The sequence below is a fragment of the Polaribacter sp. 20A6 genome (assembly GCF_011378915.1).
Lineage (GTDB): Bacteria > Bacteroidota > Bacteroidia > Flavobacteriales > Flavobacteriaceae > Polaribacter > Polaribacter sejongensis.
Genome location: NZ_WTPZ01000003.1, coordinates 408,878 through 432,837, shown reverse-complemented (window position 1 = coordinate 432,837; position 23,960 = coordinate 408,878). Strand labels below are relative to the sequence as shown.

Below are 23,960 nucleotides of genomic sequence, written 5' to 3'. Positions count from 1 at the left end.
AAAAATAACAGTTACATGAATGATAATTATCAAATTAATTTCTCTTTAAAAGGATTTACAAGTATTTTAATTGGTGCTTACTTTTTTATTGCAGGCTTTTTTATAGAAACCATAGTAAAAGGTTCTCTAGCGGAAGAAACTTCTTTAGATTTACCTTCTAAAACTACAGAAATATTAATTATTACAGCGGTTCTACTCGTTTTTCTTTTTTCTTCTTTGACTTTATTTTTTAACGGAAAAAAAAATGCGAAGAAATTACAACACCAACTTTGGAATGATAATAACAAACTAGCTTTTAAAAAATATATACTTGCATTTGTAGTCATTTTCACCTCATTACTAATTTTAATGAATCTTGGTTTTATAACCTACCTTACTCCCACTTTCCTTATTTTATACGGACTTTTATTATTCATATTTAAAAATAAAGAACGTAAAAACCTATTAATATTATCTGGTTTAAGTTTGCTTTTAGCCGTTATGTGTTTTTTAATACCAAGCTATTGGGCCTCTTCTATTTCTATTTTAGGAATTGCACATGTTGCTTATGGCGTTGTGGTAAAAAACTAAAATTGTCGTCTAATTTTTCTAATTATATCTTCTAAACCATTTAATTGAAGCTCATACACCAGCTCCATTTGTTTACCTAATTTTCCTGCAGGAAACCCCTTGTTTTTATACCAAACAATATAATGCTCGGGTAAATCTATAAGAAACTTGCCTTTGTATTTACCAAAAGGCATTTTCATGTGTGCTAAATCTATTAGAAATTGTCTGTCTTGTAACATTATTCTTTTCCGTCTATATAATCTTGTAAATATGAAAAACGTTCTGTCAACTTTCCGTTTTCTGTCATTTTTGCTCGTGCTAAAACTCCATCTTTATCATTATTGAAAAAAGCAGGAATTACATTTTCTAAAAACATTTCTCCAAAACCTTCACTTGCATCTTTTGGCAATTCACAAGGTAAATTATCTACAGCCATTACCACAATAGCGCCTTTGTCTTTATAATTTACTTCAGATTCTGTTTGTGGATTATATCCATAAATAGGATCTGCAATGGTAGATGCTTTTATGGTTGATGCTACTGGTCCATCTACATCACAAGAAATATCTGCCACAAATTTTATATTGAAATCTTTAGCTTTTGCATCTTCTCTTGTAAATAAATAAGGTGCTCCGTTGCCATAAAAATGTCCTGCAATAAAGAAATCAGATACTTTTGCAAATCGTATAAAATCTGATTCATACTTTTCGGGATGATCGTAAAAATCAAAATTACCTAGTGTTTGTCCGTCTTTGCGTTTGTTATAATCCAATACATCTGCTAAACAATATACTGGCTCGCTAAAAGAATTATTTAAATATTCATCTACAGAAACTTCTTTAATGCTCATAGCATCTAACATTTCTTTTGCTCCGTAGGCAACTTTTCCGTTTCCAGTTAAAAGGATTTTTATGTTTGGTAATTTTATTTTTTTTAGTTCTGTAATCAATTCTTTTTGACTGTCTAAACTTTCTGCTTTTGGTAAATTAAACGTTTCGTTTGTTAAACCAATGGCTCTAAAACCGTTGTAAGCACCAACAATACCTGCATAACGTCCAAAACCAATTAAACGCAATCCGTTTTCTCTTACAATCGTTTCATGATCATACAATTCTATGTTCTTCTCTAAAATTGCCAATAACAACTTTCTATTGTAAGGTTGTTTTTTAATAGTATGACTAAAGAAAAAATATTTTTTATTGTTGATTAATGCATTAACTGGCACTTCTTTTACGCCAAACAAAACATCGCAATCTGACACATTTTCAGTAACTTCTAATCCGGCAGCTTTATAAGCTGCATCAGAGAATACTCTAATATCTGAAGACTCTACTTTAATAGCGGCTTCTGGATACTTTTCTTTGAATTCTTGAAGCTTTTCTGGAGAAAAAACAACTCTTCTATCTGGTGGATTTTTGCGCTCTTTGATAATGCCAAATTTCATAATATTAGTGTTTTTAGACCTACTAAAACTGGTTTAGCAGAATTGGTATAATATTTGCTCGAAGATATTAGAATTTATGGTGATAAACAATAGTATTTTTTATACTTTTGCAAACCGCGTTAAGGATTGAAGTGACATCCTTTTTTAATTTTTTCAATTAAAAAAGATATAACGGAAAGCCTGACCACACTTTTTTGTGTGGTAACGCCCAAACTATTAAAACGGGGACGACTGGTTTTGACAGCGAGGACAGTGGATTTGTAAGCATACCGAGTTATGAAATAACACTCGTTAAACCTAATTTCAACTTTTTAAACGGCGAAGATAACTACGCTTTAGCTGCTTAATCCGAATCACAGTAGGATTAGCCTCGGCACACTAGGTGTGCAAGCTTTATGTCCACGGAAAGCCCTGATTTACGGCGTTTCACTTTTGGATATCGTAAAAGTAAATATAGAAAACTTGGTACTTCGACGGGTTTTTGAAACTAAAGAAGATAAGCTAAAAGCAGATTGTTCTTAATCAGCTTTTAGTCGAAAACTAAGAAAGAACTAAGTATGTAGAAAGCTTTTTGGCTGCTCGTTTGGACCCGAGTTCGATTCTCGGCGTCTCCACAAAATACCCTTATAAACCCAGTGTTTGTGAGGGTTTTTTATTTGCGTTGATAATAACGTTGAATTTTGTAGAATAATAAAATAATTAAAACACTTAAAAAATGAAGAAGTTAAGTAAAATCTTATGTGTAATTTTTGCCATAACATGTATAACCGGATGTAGTAGTAATGAAAATGACACTATAGATACACCAGTCAACACAACTATTAATGCTAAATGGACCGTTAGTAATTCTACCGAATATAAATCATTCGAATTTAATGATAGCGGTAATTATATTATAACAAAAAATGCTGCTGACGCAAAAACAAACACCGCTACTACTGAAACTAAAACCATCTTTTTTGGAACTTATATTTTTATTGATGATAATACTTTAGAGCTTTCAGATTTTGGAACACTAACCATAGATAATATGGATGAAAACGCTATATATTTTACACTAAAATTAAACAACAATACAAATACGGAAACTTTTATTGAAGCCGACAGAGAAGAAGAAATAACAAACTCTACAAATACTGAGTTACTATGTAGAACTTGGCAATTAATAAGTATTGACGGACAAAATGTACTTGGAACAGATGAAGAGCTTACTGTTTTATTTTCTAGAGCTGGTACATATTTTGTTACCAATAATAACCCTTTAGAAGAAGGTGGTTTAGCTGAATGGAATTGGACAGACAGCACACAAACATTTCTTGAATATTCTTGGAATAAAGGCCTAGGTAGTGATGGTATTGTAGAAGTTAGTAATTTAACTTCTACCTCTCTAACAATTACTGAAGATGGAGAAATATTTATTTTAGAACCTATTTCTAATAAGAAAACAAGTAAAACTGATACAAAAAAATATAATGGAGTTGTAAAATCTGGTATCTTTAAAAGATAAAAAATATAGGAAATAATACTTTAGCATAAACCTCAAAAAATTAATTTTTATTTTTTTGAGGTTTATTTTTAGCCAACTATTAGTCAACATCTTTTACAAAACATCAAAATTAGCCTTTTACTTTTTTAACAAAGTTCTCTTTAAAGCATTTCATTAATTCCTTCCAGAACCTCCTCTAGATCCTCCACCACCTCTGTTTTTTCCCTTAACATTCATTTTCTGGCCAGCAAAACTACCAAACTTATACACAAAGTTGAGCATAAAATATTGTTCTAGAATTTTATTTTCTACATCTTGAATATAGGTTTCTGTAACAGATCTTCTATACCCATTATTCTTACCAAGCATATCATAAGCCACCAAAGAAAGTGTTGCTTGGTTGTCCCAAAGCTCTACTCCTAAACCTGCATTCCAAAAAACGGCATCACCATCAAATTCATCTCCTACACTACTATTGTAACGATACGAAACTCTATTAGATAAAAACGCATTTTTAAGAAAGAACACATTAGAGTTTACATCTACATTCTGAACAAAATAATTAATATCATTAAACGCATCGGTATCATAAACGCTATTATTTTTAGAGTAACTATAGGTTGTAGTTACATCAATCTTACTATCATATGCGTAACTAACAGAAAATAAAGGTTTTAAAACAGTTGTTTTTGCAGTAAATTCAACAGCATTCTGTATAGACAAACTGTTCTTATAACTCGCATTAAAACGGGCATTTAAATTAATATTTGTTTTTCTATTAAAGTAAGATTTAGAAACCGCTACATTTCCACTATACGAGTAATCACCATCAATATTATCATAAGTAGTATATTTATTTAAATCTGCATCTGTAATTGTTGAATTGATTATTTTATCTTGAACAAATTGCGCTTTAAGGTTTCCAGAAATATTGATATTATTATACGCCAAATTGTTTTGATATTGAAAACGTGCATTATGACTAATTGCTGGTTTTAAAAGCGGATTCCCAACAACTATATGCGTAATATTACTTACATCCTCCAAAGGTTGTAGTTGCCCTACGGATGGTAAATCTACATTCTGATTATACTGCAAAGTAATATTCTTATACCCATTTTCATCTTTATAACGAATTCTACCCGAATAGGTTAAATATTCAAAATCTGCCTTAAAATCTCTTTCTGTTACCAATTTATCTTTATAATCTCTATAAGTATTTGTAAAAGCTCCTTCTACTTCAAAACGAAAGTCTTTATATTGATATCTTAATTTTAAGGCAGGTCTTAATGTTGTGGTAACATACTTACTCTCTGAACTAAGCAGCTCATTAAAATCACTATATTCTTCTGATCTTTCATCGAAATCATAGATATATTTTTCGCTGTTTTTAGTATTAACTGTAGCCATGTATCTTGGCATCAACCTGAAATTTGTAAATAATTCCTTACTCCAAAAGGCATTAAAATTAATATCACTACTATTACTACCTGTTGTATTAATTTGATCTTGAATTATTGTCTGACCTTTATTAACTAAAACGTTTTTAGAATATTTTTGACTATCGGAATCTGATTTATTAAAATCTGTCCCCAAACTTACATTTAAATAATCTGCTTTATTATTTAAAACAGGTGTAACCGAAAATTCATTTTTAAATTCACTGCTAGAAGAGCTAGACTCGCTATTAGAAGTATAATCACTTACTAAATCGCCATTATCATAATAAGACTTACTTTTTACTGTTCCACCAGATTCTTGACTAGAACTTTTAAAATCTGTTTTATTAGATAAACGGACTTTCTTATTGGAAGAATTATTTTTTGGTTTTAGAATAAATTTTAAATCTGCTCCGGCTGTATGACTGTCCGAATCTGAAAAACTATTACTTTTAGAGTCTGTAATATAATTTAAGTCGGGTAAAAAAGTTTCCTTATAACTTATTTTATCGTAGTCTCTATTCTGTGCACTATATCTATAATTTCCATTTATACTGGTTTCATTCCACTTCCCCTTTGTATAATTTGCTCCAACAAAATCAGACTTAATATCGCCATTACTAGTATCTGTATCTGGCAAAGAATTAAAACCTTTAGATAAATTTATATTATTAGTACCACCAATAATTCCTAATTGTTTGCCATCAATTAATTTAAAAACATTGGCATTTGCCTGATATTTTTCATCGGTACCATAACCGAGTTTAACATCTCCAAAAGTAGCTCTGTTTTTCCCTTTTTTAATTTTAAAATTGATTTCCTTTGTACCTGAATCAGATTCTTCACCTGTAAATTTTTGATTATCCGTTTTATAATCTGTCACCTGTACTTTACTAATAACGTTACTTGGCAGGTTTTTTAAGGCGATATCTCCTTTTTGCTCACCAAAAAAACGCATTCCATCTACATTTATCGCCTCTACTTCTATTCCGTTTACGGTAATAATACCATCTAAATCTATTTCTACTCCTGGTAGTTTTTTTAATAAATCTTCGGCTTTGTCATTCGGTAAGGTTTTAAAACTATCTGCATTGTATTCTACCGTATCTTTTTTAATTAAAACAGGTGGAGCACGAGCAATTATTGTGATAACATCTAATTCTTCTATTTCATTATTTAAAACTAAATACCCCATATTTAATGTACCGTTCTGTGGAACATTAACAATTTTTATATAAGGTTCATAACCTAAGGATGCTATATTAAAAATTACTTTAGAATCCTCTCCAGCATTTACTCGCAAAGAATATTCACCATTCTTATTTGTAATACCATAAGCTATCGGAACACTATCTTTTGCACTCTGCACATAAACTGTTGCTCCATTTAAAACAATAGAATCTTGATCTTTAAGCACACCTTCTAACGTAAATTTTTGTGAGAATAATGTAGAAGAAATAAGTAGCAAAAATAATAGTAGTGTTGTTTTCAATGTATGCAGATTTAGGTTCAAATCTTTGACACAGAAAAAGGTATAAGGTTTAAATAAGAAACAACAAAAAACATCCTACCTTAAATTACCATAGTAATAAAAATCAGCAGTTTTAACCTTATAAAGTAAAGCTCTCTCTAACTTTTAAAAGATAAAGTAATCAGTTTATACTTTGAAAATCTTCTTTTCATTTAAACCTTTTTAATACGATGGATTTATAAAAATAAGGAACTTTTAAAAATCTAGTTTTACAATTATGACAACTATAAAATTTTGAATTGGGAATTAATCTTAAAACCAAACTCCTAGCGAGTCTTTTTCTAAAACTAGAGTTACATGATGGGCATTTAGGCATTTGGGGGAAAGGATTAATGATAGTTAATTTACTGATAATCTACATAGTAGTTAAACAAAACTACATTTAATTTTCTAAAAAGGTAATTGATAAAAAAGGAATTGATATAACGGCTCGCATTTTTATGATTTTGATAATTAAAACCATATTTTTGCTTGATACTGCAAAAAAATTGAAAAAAATAATCGTTTCTGTCACAAATGATTTATCAACAGACCAACGTGTTGATAAGGTTTGCTATACATTACATAAAAACGGCTTTGAAGTTGTTTTAATAGGTAGAAGATTAGAAAACAGCGCTCAGTTAAACAGACCTTACACCACCAAAAGAATTCCTTTAATATGCAACAAAGGCTTTTTGTTTTATGCGGAATACAATTTGCGTTTATTTTTTATCTTACTTTTTTCTAAAAAAGATATTTTACTGTCTAATGATTTAGATACATTGTTGCCTAATTTTTTAGTGAGTTGGCTACAAGGGAAAAAAATAGTTTATGACAGTCATGAGTTGTTTCCAGAAATACCTGAATTGGTACACAAACCTTTTGTTAAAAAATGCTGGTCTCATTTAGAAGCTTGGATACTTCCTAAACTTAAAAACAACTACACAGTTTGTAAAAGTATTGCAGCGTATTATCATAAAAAATACCATACGGACTTTAAAACAATTATGAATTTACCTAGAGAAAAAGAAATTCAGTTAGGTACGTTTCCTTTTAATAATAAAGGCCAAAAAATCATTCTATACCAAGGTGCAGTAAATTTAGGAAGAGGCTTAGAATTAATTATAGACACCATGCCTTTTTTAGAAAATACACTTTTAGTAATTATTGGTTATGGTGATATTATTGACAACCTGAAACAGCAAGTAAATGAAAAACATTTAAATAACAACATTTATTTTTTAGGTAAAATCACTCCAGTAGAATTACACAAACTTACCCCTTTAGCCAATTTAGGAATAAGTGTAGAAGAAGATCTAGGATTAAATTACAGATATGCTTTACCAAACAAAATATTCGATTATATACAAGCCGAAGTCCCTATTTTAGTTTCTGATTTACCCGAAATGAAACAAATTGCACTAAATTATAAGGTAGGTGAAATCGTTAAAAATAGAACCCCAAAAGAACTTGCTGCACAAATAAAAAAAGTACTTGAAAAAGATTTTTCTACAGAGTTAAAGAAAGCAAAAAAAGAATTGATTTGGGAGCATCAAGAAGAAAAGCTATTATCAATCTTTAATCATTTAAAATAGCTATTTTTTGTATTGATGCGGGTTTTCTCTAATGCCTTTTTTAAATAATTTACGTACACTAGATCGCAAAGTATTATCTATTCTTAAAAAAACATCTTTTACTTTTTCTGAAGATCTTCCTCTAAATGTTGTTACATGAAAAGTATCTGAAACTAAAATAGGTGTGTTAGAAAAATAGTAATTAGACACACAACATCTAACCGCGTCCTTTTCTACTTTACTTACAGAATGCCATGAGTTTTGATGTGTTGTCATAACAACCAACCTGTTAAATTTACTTACTATAGTAGTTGCTTTTTTTTGTAATCCTTCTGGCCAAATTTCTAAATTACCTCCATTGTCTGCAGTCCAATCAGGACTTACATAATACAAAAGATTTAAAACGCGCCATCTATTTCTATCCTTATCATGAGAATTATCTAAGTGCGGGTTTAAAAAATTATCTTTTTCCATTAAAGACAGTCCGCCAGCATACAGGTTTTCATCGCTATACACTTCCTTTAATTCACAAATTTCTGAAACTAAACCCACTACTCTTTTGTCTTGAAATGCATAAATAACTTCTTCTAAAAGTGTGTTGTAATTATCCATTTGGTAGGCTGTAAATTTAAACTCTCTTAAGTTCTTTTTTCTAACAGCTTCCTTTGTTGTAGGAAATTTATTGTAAATTTCTGTAGCCAACTCTTTAGGCAAAAAATCATCTATAAAAAAATAACCAATCGTATCTTTCGATTCTAAAAACTGACTTTTTAAAGCTTCTTTATTTGAAGTTAATTTAGCGCAAATTAAACGGGCTATTTCAGTTCTATTCATGTTTTAATTTTAAGTGGCACATATAACTTACTTTCATACAATTTAAGAAAAAAACTGAAGATTTTTTGATAGCTAACTTTTCAAAGAAAAGATGAAATACACCAACTATTCTTGTCATTTTTAGGATTGATATTTTTCTCACCAATTCTAATAAAGGCATTTCTTTTGTATCAATTAAACTTTGTTTATCAATAAAAATAAGGTTTTCCATCGCTTTTTTTGTTTTAGAAACAAACAAATCATTTTTATCTAAACCTAAATGATAAACCTCATTACTTATATGTTCTATTATAAATCCTTTCTTTATCAACTCTAAAGAAAATAACAAATCTTCTCTACCGTACTGTGTTAATTTTTGCTCGAAAATCACATCATCAAAAATTGCTTTTTGAATTAAAAAATTAGAGGTAAAAAAAAACTTTTCAGGATTTTCTATACGTTTTTCTACAGAAATTTCTTCGTGCTTTTTTCCGAATTTATAACGTAGTAATCTGAAATTTTCTTTTTTATCTTCATATAACAAGCCTCCACAAAAAACAGTTTTATCTTTTTTGAAACAATGTATATAGTTTCTTATAAAATTAGATTTTACAGGAATAACATCAGCATCTAAAAACAACAACCAATTATATATTGCTTTTTTTGCTAGTAAGTTTCTAATGGCACTTCTACCAATATTATTTTCTAAGCTTTTAAAACTAGAGAAAGAAAGTTTATTTATCTCCTTATTTTTTTTATTTAAAGGTGACTTAGAGCCATCATCCAAACAAATAATTTCAAATTGTATGTCTTCTAAAATTAATTGTTGATGTATTTCTTTAACTAAAAAAAAAGTATTGTAATTATATGTTGGTATAAGAACAGATAGCATTAAGTAGTTGCTTTTTGGGCTACTTCAAACAACTCTCCTCCCTCACACTTTAATGTTTTTTGCTTAAATTTTACAATTAACTGATAATCGTGCGTTGCCATTAAAATGGTTTTTCCACTTTTATGAATTTCATTTAAAAGTTCCATCACTTCTAAAGAAGTTTTTGGATCTAGATTACCTGTTGGCTCATCTGCTAAAATTAATTCCGGATCATTTAACAACGCTCTTGCAATAGCAATTCTTTGTTGTTCTCCTCCAGAAAGCTCGTATGTTTTTTTGTAAGCTTGAGATTTCATCCCTACTTTATCTAAAACCTCGTCAATTTTTTCTTTAATTTTAACTTTATCTTTCCAACCAGTAGCTTTTAAAACAAACTCTAGATTACCAAAAATAGTTCTATCGCTTAATAATTTAAAATCTTGAAAAACAATTCCTATTTTTCGTCTTAAAAAAGGAATCTCTTTTTCTTTTATTTTCTTTAAATCGAAGTCAACAATACTCCCCGCGCCTTTTTGTAATTTTAAATCCCCGTATAGAGTTTTCATTAAACTACTTTTTCCACTTCCTGTTTTACCAATTAAATAATAAAACTCTCCTTTTTGTATTGATAAATTTACATTAGACAACACCAAATTTTCTCTTTGATAAATATCTGCGTTCTCTAAAAATAAGACTGGTTTTTCCATAAAAAACTTGTTTTTACAAACTTAAAAGTTTTGAACGATTTTATACCATGAATTATAAACAATTCTTATTTTTGAATTAAAATATTTTTTCATATTTTTTTCTTCTAACATCAAACAAAATTAAAATAAGTTCGTTATTCATTCTAGGTATCAAAATTAATTATATGAAGTTTGTTTTTATAAAAAAACGTTTTATTACTTGTTTCTTATTGCTAACTGTTTTTGTTGGCTATAGTCAGCAAACAATTGTAGAAACTAATATTTTCACAAAATACAACAATGCTATAAAATTGTTTAATAATAAAGCTTATGCTGCGGCACAAACAAGTTTTATGGCAATAAACGAGACGGCTACTCTTGGCTCTAATTTAAAAGCAGATGCTGCTTATTATGATGCCATGTGTGCTGTACGATTAAAACAGCCAGACGCAGATAAAAAAGTGCTTACTTTTATAGAAGAAAATCCTAATAGTAGTAAAAAAAATACTGCAGTTTTTACAGTTGCAAATTATTACTTTGCTAATAAAAAAGCGGCTTATGCACTTAAATGGTACCAAAAAGTAGATGCTACTTACCTTTCTAAGGAGGATAAAAAGGAACTCGATTTTAAAATGGGGTATTCTTATGTAATTAGCAACAATTTGCCTTTAGCCAAAGAAAAATTTCTTCCATTAATTAATGATGCTAAATACGGAAATGATGCTAGGTATTATTATGGTTACATTGCGTATAAATTAGAAGATTATGGCATTGCTGAATCTACGTTTAAAGAAATTGCAGACAACGAAACCTACCGTGTAGAAATTTCTTATTATTTATTAGACATTAGTTTTCAAGCTGGTAAATTTGAACGTTGTATTAAAGTTGGTAAAGAACTAATTAACACCTTTCCTAAAAAAGATAGATCGGAGATTTCTAAAATAATTGGAGAGAGCTATTTCAATTTAGAAAAATACAGTGAAGCAATTCCGTATTTAAAAGCATATACCGGTAAAAAAGGAAAATGGAACAACACCGATTTTTATCAATTAGGATATGCATATTACAAACAAAACGATTTTGAAAATGCGATTAGTAATTTTAATAAAATTATAGATGAGAAAAACTTTATTTCTCAAAACGCGTATTATCATTTAGGTGAATGTTACCTTAATTTAGAGAAAAAGACAGAGGCTTTAAATGCGTTTAAAACTGCTTCTGAAATGGATTTTGATAGAAAAATTAAAGAAGATGCTGCTTTAAATTACGCCAAATTGAGTTATGAAGCAGGAAACCCTTTTAAAAGTGTTGCAGAAGTTTTACAAGAGTATTTAAAAGAATATCCAAAATCTACAGCTTATGAAGAAATTAACGACTTAGTAGTTTCTTCTTTCTTACATCAACAAGATTTTAAAGGTGCTTTAGTCTTTCTGAACGAAAAGAAAACTGAAAAAAATAATTCATTAATTTCTGAAGTTTCATTGTACAGAGGTATTCAATTATTTAATGATCAAAAATTACAAGAAGCATTGCCTTTGTTTGTTACAGGTAAAAAAGCAACAGACGTATCTATTAGAGAAAAATCTAAATATTGGGAAGCAGAAACTTTGTACCAATTAGACAACCCAAAAGAAGCACTTTCCAAATTTACTGCTTTAAAAAAGGAGTTGAAATCAAAAGATGAAGATTTTAAACTAATTGATTACAATATAGGATACAGTAATTTTACACTAAAAAATTATGCAAATGCAGCCGTATCTTTCGAGAACTTCTTAAAAGATGGTTCTCTAGAAAAAGACATTAAAGACGATGCATACATTCGTTTAGGTGATAGTTACTTTGCCATTAGAAATTACAGAAGCGCCATTGATGCTTACACTACGGTTGTTAATACCTATGGTGCAGAAGCAGATTATGCGCAGTATCAAATTGGAATGAGTTATGGTTTTATAGAAGACAATCAAGCTAAAATTACAGCGCTTACCAATGTGGTAAATAAATACCAGATTTCTAACTTAAAAGATGATGCTTTATTTCAACTTGCAAATACATATACTGTAATAAAAGAGAATAACAATGCACATAATGCTTACAACAGATTGATAGAAAAACATCCAAATAGTATTTTTCTACCAAAAGCATTAGTACGTCAAGGTCTATTGTATTATAGTGAAAATGATAGTAAAAAAGCATTAGAAAAGTTTAAACAAACAACCAGACAGTTCCCAAATTCTCCAGATGCTTTTGAAGCAGTTGCGAATGCTAGAAATGTTTATATTGACAATGGCAATTTAAACGAGTATGTAGATTGGATATCTGGCTTAAAATTTATCAATGTTACAGATTCAGATTTAGACAATACAACCTTTGCTGTGGCGGAGAAAAAATACTTTGAAGCAAAAGATGGTAGTGAAATTATTAGAGCACTTTCTAAATACACCATTTCTTTTCCTGAAGGAATTCACAAGTTAAAGGCAAATTATTATTTGGCAGACATCCTTTTTAAAGAAAAAGAATTTAACAAGGCTATTGCCTATTATCAAAATGTTTTAGAAGAAGGACAAAATGAATATAGTGAAGATTCTCTAGCCAAATTAGCTCAAATATTTCTTGAAAGAGATGAATTTGAGAATGCAATACAAATATTAGATCGATTAGAACTAGAAGCTTATTCTACCGAGAATGTATTATTTGCACAGAGTAATCTAATGAAAGGTTATTATGAAACCGAAGCTTATGACCAAGCTATTACATACGCTAAAAAAATTCTTGCAAAAGAGAAGTTGAATAGCCAATTAGAAAATGATGCCAAAATAATTATTGCACGTGCTTCTTTTAAAACCGAAGATTTTTATACTGCTGAAGAATATTATACAGAAGTAGAACGTAAAGCTACCGGAGAATTAAAAGCAGAGGCCTTATTTTATAATGCTTTCTTTAAAAATCAACAAGAAGAATACTTAGACTCTAATAAAACGGTTCAGAATTTAATAGCAAATTACTCTTCTTATAAATATTGGGCTGTAAAAAGTTATATAATAATGGGTAAAAATTATTATGGTTTGCAAGATGTGTATCAGGCTACTTTTGTGTTAGAAAACATCATTAAAAACTTTACACAATTTGAAGACATTGTAGAAGAAGCTAAAAAAGAGCTAAAAACAATAAAAGAAAACGAAGCCAAAACTAATAACTCAGTAACTCCTATTAAAGAGGACAACACAATTAAAAACAATAAAAAATAATGAAAAAAGGTTTCACATTATTTCTAGTCTATTTTTCATTTTTAAGTTTAAACGCTCAAAAAAAGGATCAGGCTAAAGACACCGTAAAAACAGAAATTGTAAATATTGTAACAAAATACAATCCTAAAATTTCTGATGCCAAAAAAATTAATAAAAACCCTAAAATAGAATTGCTTAAAAACAGCGAAAAGAAAAAACTAGAATATACTATTTTTTCTGCTCCAGTTGCCTCTACTTTTATTCCTAAAAGTGGTGTTGTAAAAGGCATTGATGTAGGCGTTAAAGAAAGGGTCTACAAGAACTATTTAGCCGCAGGTATCGGGAATTATACAACTCCATATTTAGAAACGTATCTAACCCATAGTACTAATTACGAAAACGAGTTTGGTTTTAATGCAAAGTATTTAGCATCTCTAGACAATGTTAAAAACTCAGTACTTAACAGTAATTTTTCTAATTTTAATATTGGAGCATTTTACAAACAACAGGAACGTTATTTCGATTGGAAAGTAACTTTAAATTCTGAAAGAAATCTTTATAATTGGTACGGTTTACCAGATATTACTTTTACAGAGCCAACTATATCAGCAATAAATGAAGAGCAAGTATTTAATTATTTTGATTTAATTGGGGAATTCAATTTTGAAGATTCTTATATTCAATCAGGAAAAGTAAACTTTGCAAACTATACAGATGGCCATGAAAGTAGCGAAACCTTGGCTAAATTTGAAGCAAAATTAAACTTGCCTTTAGATTATTTACTGCCTAATTTAAATGATATCTCTGTAGCAACCAGTATCGAGTTTTTAAAAGGAGAATTTAAAAACGATTACAGCAATTCTAATCCTTTAAAATACGGTACCTCTACCATCAACATAAACCCTCAATATAAAATGGAGTATGAAGGTTTTTCTATAAAACCTGGACTTAAATTAATTGCCTCTTTTGATTCAGAAAACAGCGCTAACAACTTTTTTATACTGCCAGATGTTTTTGTTGAAGGACCAATTATAGAAGAATATTTAAATGTGTATGCAGGTATTACGGGTGACTTACATACCAATACTTACAAAAACTTTACAGAGGAAAATCCTTACGTATCGCCAACACTTTTTATAACGCAAACTTTAGAAAAATCGAACCTCTTTTTAGGTTTTAAAGGTCTGATTGTAGACGATTTAAGTTTTAATGTAAAAGCAAGTTTTAAGTCTGAAGAAGACAAACCAATGTTTATAAGAAACAATTCTAAGTCTGACGGAACCAATACTACTTATAATAGCATGGATTTGAAAGGGTATGAATATGGAAATTCTTTTGATGTTCGTTATGATGATGTAAAAACCAACACCTTCTTTACAGAACTAGAATATGAATATTCTAAAAACTTATCATTCGGATTGCAAGGAATATACAATAGTTACACATTAGAAAATGAAGTAGAAGCTTGGAACTTACCTTCTGTAGAAGGAAGTATTTCTGCGAAATACAAAACAAATAAATGGTTTGCAGGTGCTAATATTTTCTATGTTAGCGAAAGAAAAGATGCGCTTTACACAAGCCAATATCCAACTGCCCAAAATGGTTCAGAAAACGTAGCATCTTTTACCGATGTAAACTTAAACGGAGGGTATCATTTTAACGATAAGTTTTCGGCTTTTCTAAAGTTAAACAATGTTTTAAACACAGAGTACCAACGTTTTGCAAACTTTAATACGCAAGGAGCTCAAATACTTGGTGGTTTAACCTATAAGTTCGATTTTTAAAAACCTGTTTAAAAGCAACCTTTTTACCAAATTAATTTTATGTTATATTACTTAATTATTGGACTTCAAATTTATTGTGCATACCATGTCTATAAGAATAGAAACAATATGTATTGGTATTTTATCATATTCTTTATTCCGGTAATTGGTTGTATTATTTATCTTTTAACACAAGTAATAAACAAAACAGATGTTACACAGATAACAGAGGAAATTACAACTATAATTAATCCTACCAAGAAGATTAAAGAATTAGAGACAGCTCTAAAATTCTCTAACACATTTCAAAACAAGATTAATTTAGCCGATGCGTATGCACAAAACAAAGAGTATCAAAACGCAATTGAACACTATGAAAATGCGCTAGAAAGTAACTTTAAAGACGATCCACACACTATAAACAAACTTATTATTTGTTATTATAACATTCAAGATTACGATAAGGTTATTGCATATGCTCCCAAAATAGACCTTCAAAAAAACTTTAAAGAAACACTCTTTTTTTACGGCTTAGCGTTAGAGCAGAAAGGAGAACTAGAGTTGGCAGAAATTCAATTGAGAAAAATTGATATCCGTTACTCTCATTACAATGAAAGACTTGAACTCTCTAAATTCTTAATTAGGAATAACAAAAAAGAGGCAGCTAAAGAGATTTTAACTGAAGTTATTACAGAAATAAACGCAATGACCAACGCAAATGCAAGAAAAAATAGAAACATACTTTCTGAGGCTCGTAAAATTCTAAATGAGAAGTAACTATTTTTTTAAAGGAATTCTACATGTATTAATTTTCATAATTCTAACTGTAGCAACTCAAATTGGAGGCATTTTATATGTAATTACATTTTTGTTGATTTCTAATAAAGTATCAAAATATAAAGTAAAGAGAACATTCTTTTTCATCTCTTTATATATATTAACAACCTTTTTAATTGTTCCAAAAGTTGCACCGTTGTTTGGACGTGTTAAAATTGAAAACAATAAAAACTTAGAAGCTCATAATTTTCTAACCAAACTCTTTAATAGAAATTATGTAACGCCTAAAATGCAAGCAGTATTAACAAGTATTTCTTTAAAAATGAATAAAGAATCGCCTTCATTAAAAGTGGTGTATTTAGATGCTAATTTTCCTTTTTTTGATGGATTTCCGCTACTTCCTCATTTAAGTCATAATGATGGTAAAAAGATTGACATATCATTTATATATCAAACCGAAAAAGGTGTAAATACAAATACGAAACCTTCTAATAGTGGTTACGGAGTCTTTGTTGCTCCAAAAAAAAGCGAAACCAACCAAACCAATATTTGTAAGAAAAAAGGGTTTTGGCAATATGACTTTACTAAGTATTTTACATTAGGTAGCTTTCACTCAGATTTAAAAATATCAGAAAAAGCAACCAAAAACCTTATTATACAAATCTTAAAAGAAGATGCGATTAGTAAAATTTTTATAGAACCTCATCTTAAAAACAGGTTAAACCTCCGTAATTCTAAAATTAGATTTCATGGTTGTGGTGCCGTTAGACATGATGATCATATTCATTTTCAAATTAAATAAATAGTCATTTCATTTTTGTAGCTTTATAGAATCAAATAAACTACCCAACATGAAAAAGTTATTACTCTTATTCTTATCATCAATCTTACTAATTTCTTGTAATCAAAAACAAGAAAAACCAATAGACAACAACCAATTTTCTGCAGAAGAAAAAATTGATTCCACTAAAATAAAAACACTATTCAACACTGCTTTAACAGAAGGTAAATCTTATGAATGGTTGCGAGTTTTAACTCAGAATATTGGTGGTCGCTTGTCAGGTTCTCCAGAAGCTGAAAAAGCCGTTATTTGGGGAGAAAAATTAATGAATGAAGTCGGTTTAGATTCTGTTTGGCTACAACCTGTTATGGTACCTCATTGGGTTCGTGGCGAAAAAGAAGTTGCTAATTATGCAATAAACGGCGTTCAAAAAAATGTACCCATTTGTGCTTTAGGCTTTTCTATTGCAACGTCTAAAGAAGGTGTTTTAGCAGAAGTTATAGAAGTAAAAAGTTTAGAAGAAGCAACTGCTTTAGGCGATAAAATGAAAGATAAAATCATTTTTTTTAATCGTCCGTTTGATAATACTTTAATAAAAACTTTTGAAGCATATGGAGGTTGCGTAGACCAACGAGTTAAAGGAGCTTCAGTTTGTGGAAACTTTGGTGCAAAAGGTGTAATTGTACGTTCTATGACCAATGCTGTTGATGATTATCCGCATACGGGAACCATGAGTTATGGAGATTTACCTAAAGAAAAACACATACCAACTGCTGCAATAAGCTCTAGAGCTGCAAATATTTTAAGTGATGATTTAAAAGCAAATCCTAATTTAAAATTCTACTTTAAACAAAGTTGTGAAACTTTACCAGACGCTCCTTCTTTTAATGTTGTTGGAGAAATTAAAGGTTCTGAAACTCCAGAAAATGTTTTTGTTGTTGGTGGGCATTTAGATTCTTGGGATTTAGCGGAAGGCGCACATGATGATGGTACAGGAATTGTACAATCTTTAGAAGTTGCTTACTTATTTAAAAAAAAAAATATTAAGCCTAAAAACACCTTACGAGTTGTCTTTTTTATGAATGAAGAAAACGGAACAAAAGGTGCAAAAAAATATGCTGAACTGGCAAAACTAAACAAAGAAAACCATATTGGAGCTTTAGAATCTGATGGTGGCGGACATACACCTAGAGGTTTTTCTATTGATGCAAATACTGTTAATACAAAATTGTTACAAAGCTGGAAAAAACTATTGTCTCCTTATGGTTTACACGATTTAGACAAAGGTGGTTCAGGTGCAGATATTAGTCCGCTTAAGGCAGAAAACGTAACCTTGGTTGGTTACAGACCCGATTCTCAACGCTATTTTGATTATCACCATACAAGTACAGATACTTTTGACAAAGTAAACAAACGCGAGTTAGAGTTAGGGAGCGCCTCAATGGCAAGCATTATTTATCTAATGGATAAATATTTATATAACAATACTCCGGTAAAACCGTAATTCCATGGACATTTTCATGCTGATTTTAAAAATATTTTTTGGTATTTTATTCTGCTTCGCAGGAATTATGCACGTTATAAAACCCAATATTTTTAAACACTTTATACCCAATTTTTTACCGAAGCGATTGGTAAATTATGTTGCAGGGGTTATTGAGTTTATATTAGGCTTAGGGTTATTTTTTCCATCTACAGTAAAAAATGCTGCCATTGGTATTTTTATGCTGATGGTTCTTTTTCTACCCATTCATATTTGGGATGTTACCAAAGAAAGACCAGCCGTTGGCTCTAAAAAAATAGCCATTATTAGAATTCCGTTACAATTTTTATTGATGTATTTATTATATCTTATTTACTTAAATTCATAAAATTAAAATTACCTTAAATGAAAAAACTTATTTTCTTATTCACCATAATAAGTGTATTAACTTCTTATAATAAAAAACAAAAAGCAGATGTAATTGTCATCAATTCTAATACCTATACAGTAAATAATCAATTTGAAAAAGCAGAAGCTTTTGCTATAAAAGACGGAAAGTTTATTGCTGTAGGAACTTCGAAAGAAATTCAAGAAAAATATCAATCTGAAAATATAGTTGACGCAAAAAATCAAACAATTGTACCCGGTTTGATTGATGCTCATTGTCATTTTTTCAGAATGGGATTACAGCAACAAAAAGTATCTCTAGAAGGCACTAAAAGTTACGACGAAGTTTTAGATAAAATTGTTGCTTTTCAAAAAGAAAAAAACGTCACTTTTATTACGGGTCGTGGATGGGATCAGAATGATTGGGAAGTAAAAGAATTTCCTACTAAAGAAAAATTAGATCAATTATTTCCAACAACTCCTGTTGCTGTTGGTAGAGTTGATGGTCATGCTTTGTTGGTAAATCAAGCAGCAATTGATTTATCAGAAATAACAAAAGACACCAAAGTTTCTGGAGGAGAAATTATTTTGAAAGATGGGGAATTAACTGGAGTCTTAATTGATGCTGCCATGGATTTTATCAAGTTTCCAGAAACTACAAAAGAAGAAGCAATTCAAGGGTTATTAGATGCACAACAAATTTCTTTTTCTTACGGTTTAACCACGGTGGATGATGCAGGAATCAACAAAAAAACAATTGAATTAATTGATAGTTTACAACAAAAAGGAAATTTAAAAATGCGTATTTATGCAATGGTTTCTGGCGATAATCAACAAGAAATAGACTATTATATTAACAACGGCATTGTAAAAACCGACAGATTAAACGTGCGTTCTTTTAAAGTGTATGGAGATGGCGCTTTGGGTTCTAGAGGAGCTGCGATGCGCAAACCATATTCTGATAGAGACAACCATTTTGGAGCCTTAATTTATAGCCCAGAGAGATATCAAGAAATTGCAAGGCAAATTGCTGCATCCAATTTTCAAATGAATACGCACGCTATTGGAGATTCTGCAAATACGTGGCTTTTAAAAACCTATAAAGAAGTTTTAAAAAACGAAAAAGACAGACGTTGGAGAATAGAACATGCACAAATTATTGCTCCTGATGATTTTAAAAACTTTGATAATATATTACCTTCTGTGCAACCAACGCATGCAACTTCAGATATGTATTGGGCAGAAGAAAGAATTGGCAAAGAGCGAATGAAAGGTGCTTATGCTTTTAAAGACTTATTAAATACATATGGAAAAATTGCTTTGGGTACCGATTTTCCGGTAGAGCAAGTAAATCCGTTTTTAACGTTTTACGCAGCTACTATTAGAAAAGACCTTAACAATTATCCTAAAAATGGTTTTCAGATGGAAAATGCCTTAACCAGAGAAGAAACTTTAAAAGGAATGACCATTTGGGCAGCTTATTCTAATTTTGAAGAAGACGAAAAAGGTTCTATTGAAGTTGGTAAATTTGCAGATTTTGTAATTTTAAACCAAGATATTATGAAAGTTAAAGGCAATAATATACCGAAAACAAAAGCTGTTTCTACTTTCTTAAATGGTGAAAAAGTTTATTAAAAACACTTTCTAAATTGAATACAAGTTTGATAAAAAACTAAATTTTCTTAATGTTTTTTATCAAACTTTCAGACAAACTTAACAACCATCTAACTTGTTCAGAGACCATTTGTGTTTCATGTAATTGAGATCTCATTTCTTTTGTAATGGGCAATCCCTTTTCTATTTCTTTGTCTCTTTGGTTTGATAAACTTTGAAAATAATCATCATAGTTCTTGGCAGCAATACCTAACTCTTCTGTTTCCAAACAAATAGTAGATTCCGAATTGTTTAAGAGTTCCATTGCCTTTTCTAAATTCGATAAAATGTGCTTTATATAAACTTCAAATTGTTCTGGTACCTTACCTGTTTCATTCGTTCTAATATACATCCCTAAAGAAGAAAGAGAAGACAAATACGTATTAATAATCGTTATAAGCTCATAGAATACTGCAATATTTTCTTGTCTAGATTTTGGTTCTTGAGCCAATCTTTGATATGCTGCATTTAAGTTTCCTACTTGTAAAAAAGCTTCTTTTCTAGCCAAAGCATATACTGTAGGTACTTCTCCTTTCTCGTGATAAAAAACTGCTATTTGTTTTAAAAACTCAGAAAAACCTTCAATTGATTTAGATAAAACTTCTTTAATATTTTTAGCTTCCCAAGCAGGCCAAAAAAGATAATTTGCAACGTATGCTAACATAGAACCAATAAGAGTATCAATAACCCTAAACTGAATAACGGTTAAAATATTAGGGTGAATTAAAGCATACATAAAAATGACATATAGCGTAATAAAAGCTGCTGCATTTCTATAATTTTCCTTCACTAAAGAAAAACCTATTATTAAAGAAACGGCAGCAATTACAGCATAAATGACTGGATTTTGAGTTAAAAAAATAATTCCAACTCCTACAGCTGCTCCTATTAACGTACCTACTACCCTATTCTTTGTTCTTTCTTTGGTTAAACCATAACTCGGTCTCATTATAACGACTATCGTTAACAAAATCCAATAAGATTGTTGCATTTCTATAACAAAACCAATAGCAAAACCAATAAGCATGGTAAGTGTTAATCGTAAAGAATGTCTAAAGATAGGTGACTTAAAAGTGAAATTTGCTTTTAGCTTTTTAACATCATAATCTTGAGGCGTTAAAAACTGTTCTGCATCTTTAATAGCTCTAATTTTATCGTTTTTAGAATAGTTATCTAAAATTCTAACGATATCCATTAGGTTACTAATTTGCTTTTCTTGATACGCTTTATAATTTAATAGAAAAATGACTCCTTCTCTAGATTCTGGCAAGCCAATATCTACCTTATAAATTTGAATATGATTTTCTATTTTTTTAATTAAAACTTTAAAATTATTTTTATACGTAAGCTTTTCTTCCTTTAAAATAACTTTTGAAATATGATTTAGTTTATCTGAAACTTCAAAAATGAGAAGTTTAAATTCATCTACTTTCTCGTGGTGCTCTTTAAATAAAGTATCGAATTTTTCATAATCAATGGCATTTGAAATAGCAAGCTCATAGATTTCAATAATTTTAGAAAAAATTAATTGCTGACGTCTTGTTCTATTACTAAACCCGGAATTGAATCTTTTTTCTAAAACAACTTCCCGAATATTCTCTTGAAGTTCATTAATAGCTGTTTGCAATTTAAAGTTTTCCTCTAAAAGACTTGTTCTGTCATTTTCTTCCGCTAACAGTTTTCCTCTTATTTTTATAAATTCTGCTGTTTTCTCTAACAATTCAACAAACAAATAGTCTGCTTGAACTCTAGGTAATAATAGTTGTGTTGAAATTGCTAAAATTAAATACCAAACACCTCCTAAAACAATAAATAATGAATGTTCAAAAATACTAATCTCTGTACTCTGATGTCCAAAAGCCAAAACCAAGGCTATTAAACCGGATAAGGAAATTAAAGAAGCTCTAAAACCAAATACAGATATATAGGAAATTAAAAAGACTAAAATGATTAATAAAGGAACTAAAACAGGAAGGTAATTATTAAAATAACCAATTAAAAATGTGATAGAAAAGGCTAAAATTATAGAAGCTAGCATTCCATAAAACTTATGCTTTACACTACCTGAAACATCTGATGGTGCACATAAAATAGCGCCTAAAGCAACACTAAACCCTACATCAAAACTATCGAAAAAATATACGGAGACAATTACAGCAATTACCATTGCCAAAGCAACTAAAAATGCTTTAATAAAATAAATGCCCTTAAAATATCTAATTAAATTTTTAATCATAAATCAAATTAATAGTCAAATTTAAGAAGATTTTTAAGGAAGTCTATTAATTAATGGTAATTATACTTTAAAAAATAAAATATCTTTATTTGTGAGAACCATCACAAAAAGGCCCGCTTTTAGTTGCTTTACAAGCGCATAAATTTCTTGTTTCTGTTTTCTCTGCTGTAAAGACATTCGGGCTCATACCTGTTCCTCTATGTTTCCCATCGCATAAAGGTTGGTTTTCTGACAAACCACAAGTACACCATGCATAGTTTTTTCCTTCTTCTAATTCTATTGCTAGAGATCTATTTCCTGCTCTTTTTGGTAATTCCATATTTTTATTATTTTAAGTTAATAATATAACAAAATTTTAGGAATAGTTTATATAATTTAAATTTATAATCATTTGTAATTATTTTATATTAGCGCCAAATCTTAAAAATATAGAATGAAATCCTACTTAACACTTTTTTTATCAGTAATTCTTTTCACCTCTTGTATTAGCGATGATGAAGTTACTTGCACACCTCAAACAGACGAAGACATTATTGAATATATTGAGAGTAATGACTTAGTAACTACAAAAACAGCATCTGGCTTATATTATTCAGTAAACAATGAAGGTACAGGAGAAACTCCAACTGAAAATTCTATTGTAGATCTTAAATATAAAACCTATTTTTTAGATGGAACTAATACTAGCGAAACAGAATCTATTACACTTAACTTAAGCACCTTAATCCCAGGATTAAGTGAAGGAATTCAACTATTTAAAGAAGGTGGAAGTGGTACTTTAATTATTCCTTCCGAATTAGCTTTTGGAGAATCAGGAAACGCTACTGGATCTATTCCTTGTGGAACTGTTTTAGTTTTTGAAATAGAAGTTTTAGCTGTTTATGATAACTATGAAGAACAAAATGAAGCTGCAATTTTACAATATATTGAAGACAATAATTTAACTGCCACAAAAACTGAATCTGGTTTGTATTATGTCGTGAATAACGAAGGGACCGGAACACAACCAACAAGCAGCTCTAATGTTACTGTTGCTTACAAAGGAACTTTTTTAAATGGAACTATCTTTGATGAAAGTAGTGTTAGTGGTGTCGCATTTAATTTAAATGGAGTAATTGAAGGATGGACAGAAGGAATTCCTTACTTTAAAGAAGGTGGAGAAGGTATTCTTTTAGTTCCTTATACTTTAGGTTACGGAGAAAATGGATATAATACGATCCCTGGTTACACTCCTTTAGCTTTCGATATAAAATTAATTAGCGTTAATAACTAAACTAGTTTTTA

At 29.8% G+C, this 23,960-nt stretch carries 19 protein-coding genes and 1 other RNA gene; 12 read left to right on the top strand and 8 right to left on the bottom strand.

Annotated elements, in window-relative coordinates; all coding sequences use genetic code 11:
• Positions 1-15 precede the first annotated feature (15 nt).
• Positions 16-570, top strand: coding sequence for a hypothetical protein (locus tag GQS57_RS09180; protein ID WP_165732562.1), 555 nt, complete (start codon positions 16-18; stop codon positions 568-570).
• On the opposite strand, the gene GQS57_RS09175 is transcribed toward GQS57_RS09180, so the two are convergent.
• The gene (locus GQS57_RS09175; RefSeq protein WP_165732561.1) at positions 567-788 is read right to left on the bottom strand and encodes a DUF3820 family protein; all 222 of its coding nucleotides are present in this window, start codon (positions 786-788) and stop codon (positions 567-569) included. The two genes, GQS57_RS09180 and GQS57_RS09175, sit on opposite strands and share 4 nt — an antisense overlap.
• Positions 788-1,993, bottom strand: a complete 1,206-nt coding sequence (locus GQS57_RS09170; RefSeq protein WP_165732560.1) for an NAD(P)-dependent oxidoreductase — start codon at positions 1,991-1,993, stop codon at positions 788-790. The genes GQS57_RS09175 and GQS57_RS09170 overlap by 1 nt, the downstream gene beginning before the upstream one ends.
• Positions 1,994-2,216: 223 nt before the next feature.
• On the opposite strand from GQS57_RS09170, the gene ssrA reads away from it, so the two are divergent.
• Positions 2,217-2,610: a transfer-messenger RNA gene (ssrA, locus tag GQS57_RS09165) on the top strand.
• A 98-nt stretch (positions 2,611-2,708) separates the two neighbouring features.
• Positions 2,709-3,500, top strand: a complete 792-nt coding sequence (locus GQS57_RS09160) for a hypothetical protein (RefSeq protein ID WP_165732559.1) — start codon at positions 2,709-2,711, stop codon at positions 3,498-3,500.
• 153 nt (positions 3,501-3,653) lie between these two features.
• On the opposite strand, the gene GQS57_RS09155 is transcribed toward GQS57_RS09160, so the two are convergent.
• Positions 3,654-6,410 carry an outer membrane beta-barrel protein gene (locus GQS57_RS09155; protein WP_165732558.1) on the bottom strand — a complete coding sequence of 919 codons (2,757 nt, stop codon included), beginning with the start codon at positions 6,408-6,410 and terminating at the stop codon, positions 3,654-3,656.
• A gap of 527 nt (positions 6,411-6,937) precedes the next feature.
• On the opposite strand from GQS57_RS09155, the gene GQS57_RS09150 reads away from it, so the two are divergent.
• On the top strand, positions 6,938-8,023 hold the full coding sequence (locus GQS57_RS09150; RefSeq protein WP_165732557.1) for a glycosyltransferase: 1,086 nt from the start codon (positions 6,938-6,940) through the stop codon (positions 8,021-8,023).
• Here the strand turns inward: GQS57_RS09150 and GQS57_RS09145 are convergent, their stop codons facing one another.
• The 3 genes from GQS57_RS09145 to GQS57_RS09135 are packed head-to-tail and all read right to left on the bottom strand — an operon-like array spanning position 8,024 to position 10,393.
• Positions 8,024-8,836, bottom strand: coding sequence for a 2OG-Fe(II) oxygenase (locus GQS57_RS09145; protein ID WP_165732556.1), 813 nt, complete (start codon positions 8,834-8,836; stop codon positions 8,024-8,026). It lies immediately after the preceding gene.
• Entirely contained in the window at positions 8,829-9,707 is an 879-nt protein-coding gene (locus GQS57_RS09140; protein WP_165732555.1) for a glycosyltransferase family 2 protein, read from the bottom strand. Before GQS57_RS09140 ends, GQS57_RS09145 begins: the two co-directional genes overlap by 8 nt.
• A complete protein-coding gene (locus GQS57_RS09135) occupies positions 9,707-10,393 on the bottom strand; it encodes a cell division ATP-binding protein FtsE (RefSeq protein ID WP_165732554.1) in 687 nt (228 codons plus the stop codon). The genes GQS57_RS09140 and GQS57_RS09135 overlap by 1 nt, the downstream gene beginning before the upstream one ends.
• 164 nt (positions 10,394-10,557) lie before the next feature.
• On the opposite strand from GQS57_RS09135, the gene GQS57_RS09130 reads away from it, so the two are divergent.
• From GQS57_RS09130 to GQS57_RS09100, 7 genes are read left to right on the top strand one after another with little or no spacing between them, the layout of a single operon-like run.
• The gene (locus tag GQS57_RS09130; RefSeq protein WP_165732553.1) at positions 10,558-13,617 is read left to right on the top strand and encodes a tetratricopeptide repeat protein; all 3,060 of its coding nucleotides are present in this window, start codon (positions 10,558-10,560) and stop codon (positions 13,615-13,617) included.
• Complete coding sequence (locus tag GQS57_RS09125) at positions 13,617-15,380, top strand: hypothetical protein (protein ID WP_165732552.1); 1,764 nt, start codon at positions 13,617-13,619, stop codon at positions 15,378-15,380. The genes GQS57_RS09130 and GQS57_RS09125 overlap by 1 nt, the downstream gene beginning before the upstream one ends.
• A gap of 39 nt (positions 15,381-15,419) precedes the next feature.
• Complete coding sequence (locus GQS57_RS09120; RefSeq protein WP_165732551.1) at positions 15,420-16,136, top strand: hypothetical protein; 717 nt, start codon at positions 15,420-15,422, stop codon at positions 16,134-16,136.
• Complete coding sequence (locus tag GQS57_RS09115) at positions 16,126-16,938, top strand: hypothetical protein (protein ID WP_165732550.1); 813 nt, start codon at positions 16,126-16,128, stop codon at positions 16,936-16,938. Before GQS57_RS09120 ends, GQS57_RS09115 begins: the two co-directional genes overlap by 11 nt.
• A gap of 49 nt (positions 16,939-16,987) precedes the next feature.
• Entirely contained in the window at positions 16,988-18,421 is a 1,434-nt protein-coding gene (locus GQS57_RS09110; protein ID WP_165732549.1) for a M20/M25/M40 family metallo-hydrolase, read from the top strand.
• 4 nt (positions 18,422-18,425) lie between these two features.
• Positions 18,426-18,788 (top strand): MauE/DoxX family redox-associated membrane protein, encoded by a 363-nt coding sequence (locus GQS57_RS09105; protein WP_165732548.1) that lies wholly within the window; start codon positions 18,426-18,428, stop codon positions 18,786-18,788.
• A 17-nt stretch (positions 18,789-18,805) separates the two neighbouring features.
• Positions 18,806-20,422, top strand: coding sequence for an amidohydrolase (locus GQS57_RS09100; protein WP_165732547.1), 1,617 nt, complete (start codon positions 18,806-18,808; stop codon positions 20,420-20,422).
• A 37-nt stretch (positions 20,423-20,459) separates the two neighbouring features.
• Here GQS57_RS09100 and GQS57_RS09095 read toward each other — a convergent pair whose 3' ends face one another.
• Complete coding sequence (locus tag GQS57_RS09095) at positions 20,460-22,676, bottom strand: FUSC family membrane protein (RefSeq protein WP_165732546.1); 2,217 nt, start codon at positions 22,674-22,676, stop codon at positions 20,460-20,462.
• 85 nt (positions 22,677-22,761) lie between these two features.
• Positions 22,762-22,995 carry a CDGSH iron-sulfur domain-containing protein gene (locus GQS57_RS09090; protein WP_165732545.1) on the bottom strand — a complete coding sequence of 78 codons (234 nt, stop codon included), beginning with the start codon at positions 22,993-22,995 and terminating at the stop codon, positions 22,762-22,764.
• A gap of 114 nt (positions 22,996-23,109) precedes the next feature.
• Between GQS57_RS09090 and GQS57_RS19175 the strand changes: the two genes are divergently transcribed.
• A complete protein-coding gene (locus tag GQS57_RS19175) occupies positions 23,110-23,949 on the top strand; it encodes an FKBP-type peptidyl-prolyl cis-trans isomerase (RefSeq protein WP_306771850.1) in 840 nt (279 codons plus the stop codon).
• Positions 23,950-23,960 lie beyond the last annotated feature (11 nt).

What these genes read in the sequence shown, in the direction of transcription:
- GQS57_RS09180 (WP_165732562.1), top strand. Translation starts at nt 16, where the DNA reads ATGAATGATAATTATCAAATTAATTTCTCTTTAAAAGGATTTACAAGT.
- GQS57_RS09175 (WP_165732561.1), bottom strand. Translation starts at nt 788, where the DNA reads ATGTTACAAGACAGACAATTTCTAATAGATTTAGCACACATGAAAATG.
- GQS57_RS09170 (WP_165732560.1), bottom strand. Translation starts at nt 1,993, where the DNA reads ATGAAATTTGGCATTATCAAAGAGCGCAAAAATCCACCAGATAGAAGA.
- GQS57_RS09160 (WP_165732559.1), top strand. Translation starts at nt 2,709, where the DNA reads ATGAAGAAGTTAAGTAAAATCTTATGTGTAATTTTTGCCATAACATGT.
- GQS57_RS09145 (WP_165732556.1), bottom strand. Translation starts at nt 8,836, where the DNA reads ATGAATAGAACTGAAATAGCCCGTTTAATTTGCGCTAAATTAACTTCA.
- GQS57_RS09140 (WP_165732555.1), bottom strand. Translation starts at nt 9,707, where the DNA reads ATGCTATCTGTTCTTATACCAACATATAATTACAATACTTTTTTTTTA.
- GQS57_RS09135 (WP_165732554.1), bottom strand. Translation starts at nt 10,393, where the DNA reads ATGGAAAAACCAGTCTTATTTTTAGAGAACGCAGATATTTATCAAAGA.
- GQS57_RS09130 (WP_165732553.1), top strand. Translation starts at nt 10,558, where the DNA reads ATGAAGTTTGTTTTTATAAAAAAACGTTTTATTACTTGTTTCTTATTG.
- GQS57_RS09125 (WP_165732552.1), top strand. Translation starts at nt 13,617, where the DNA reads ATGAAAAAAGGTTTCACATTATTTCTAGTCTATTTTTCATTTTTAAGT.
- GQS57_RS09120 (WP_165732551.1), top strand. Translation starts at nt 15,420, where the DNA reads ATGTTATATTACTTAATTATTGGACTTCAAATTTATTGTGCATACCAT.
- GQS57_RS09115 (WP_165732550.1), top strand. Translation starts at nt 16,126, where the DNA reads ATGAGAAGTAACTATTTTTTTAAAGGAATTCTACATGTATTAATTTTC.
- GQS57_RS09110 (WP_165732549.1), top strand. Translation starts at nt 16,988, where the DNA reads ATGAAAAAGTTATTACTCTTATTCTTATCATCAATCTTACTAATTTCT.
- GQS57_RS09105 (WP_165732548.1), top strand. Translation starts at nt 18,426, where the DNA reads ATGGACATTTTCATGCTGATTTTAAAAATATTTTTTGGTATTTTATTC.
- GQS57_RS09100 (WP_165732547.1), top strand. Translation starts at nt 18,806, where the DNA reads ATGAAAAAACTTATTTTCTTATTCACCATAATAAGTGTATTAACTTCT.
- GQS57_RS09095 (WP_165732546.1), bottom strand. Translation starts at nt 22,676, where the DNA reads ATGATTAAAAATTTAATTAGATATTTTAAGGGCATTTATTTTATTAAA.
- GQS57_RS09090 (WP_165732545.1), bottom strand. Translation starts at nt 22,995, where the DNA reads ATGGAATTACCAAAAAGAGCAGGAAATAGATCTCTAGCAATAGAATTA.
- GQS57_RS19175 (WP_306771850.1), top strand. Translation starts at nt 23,110, where the DNA reads ATGAAATCCTACTTAACACTTTTTTTATCAGTAATTCTTTTCACCTCT.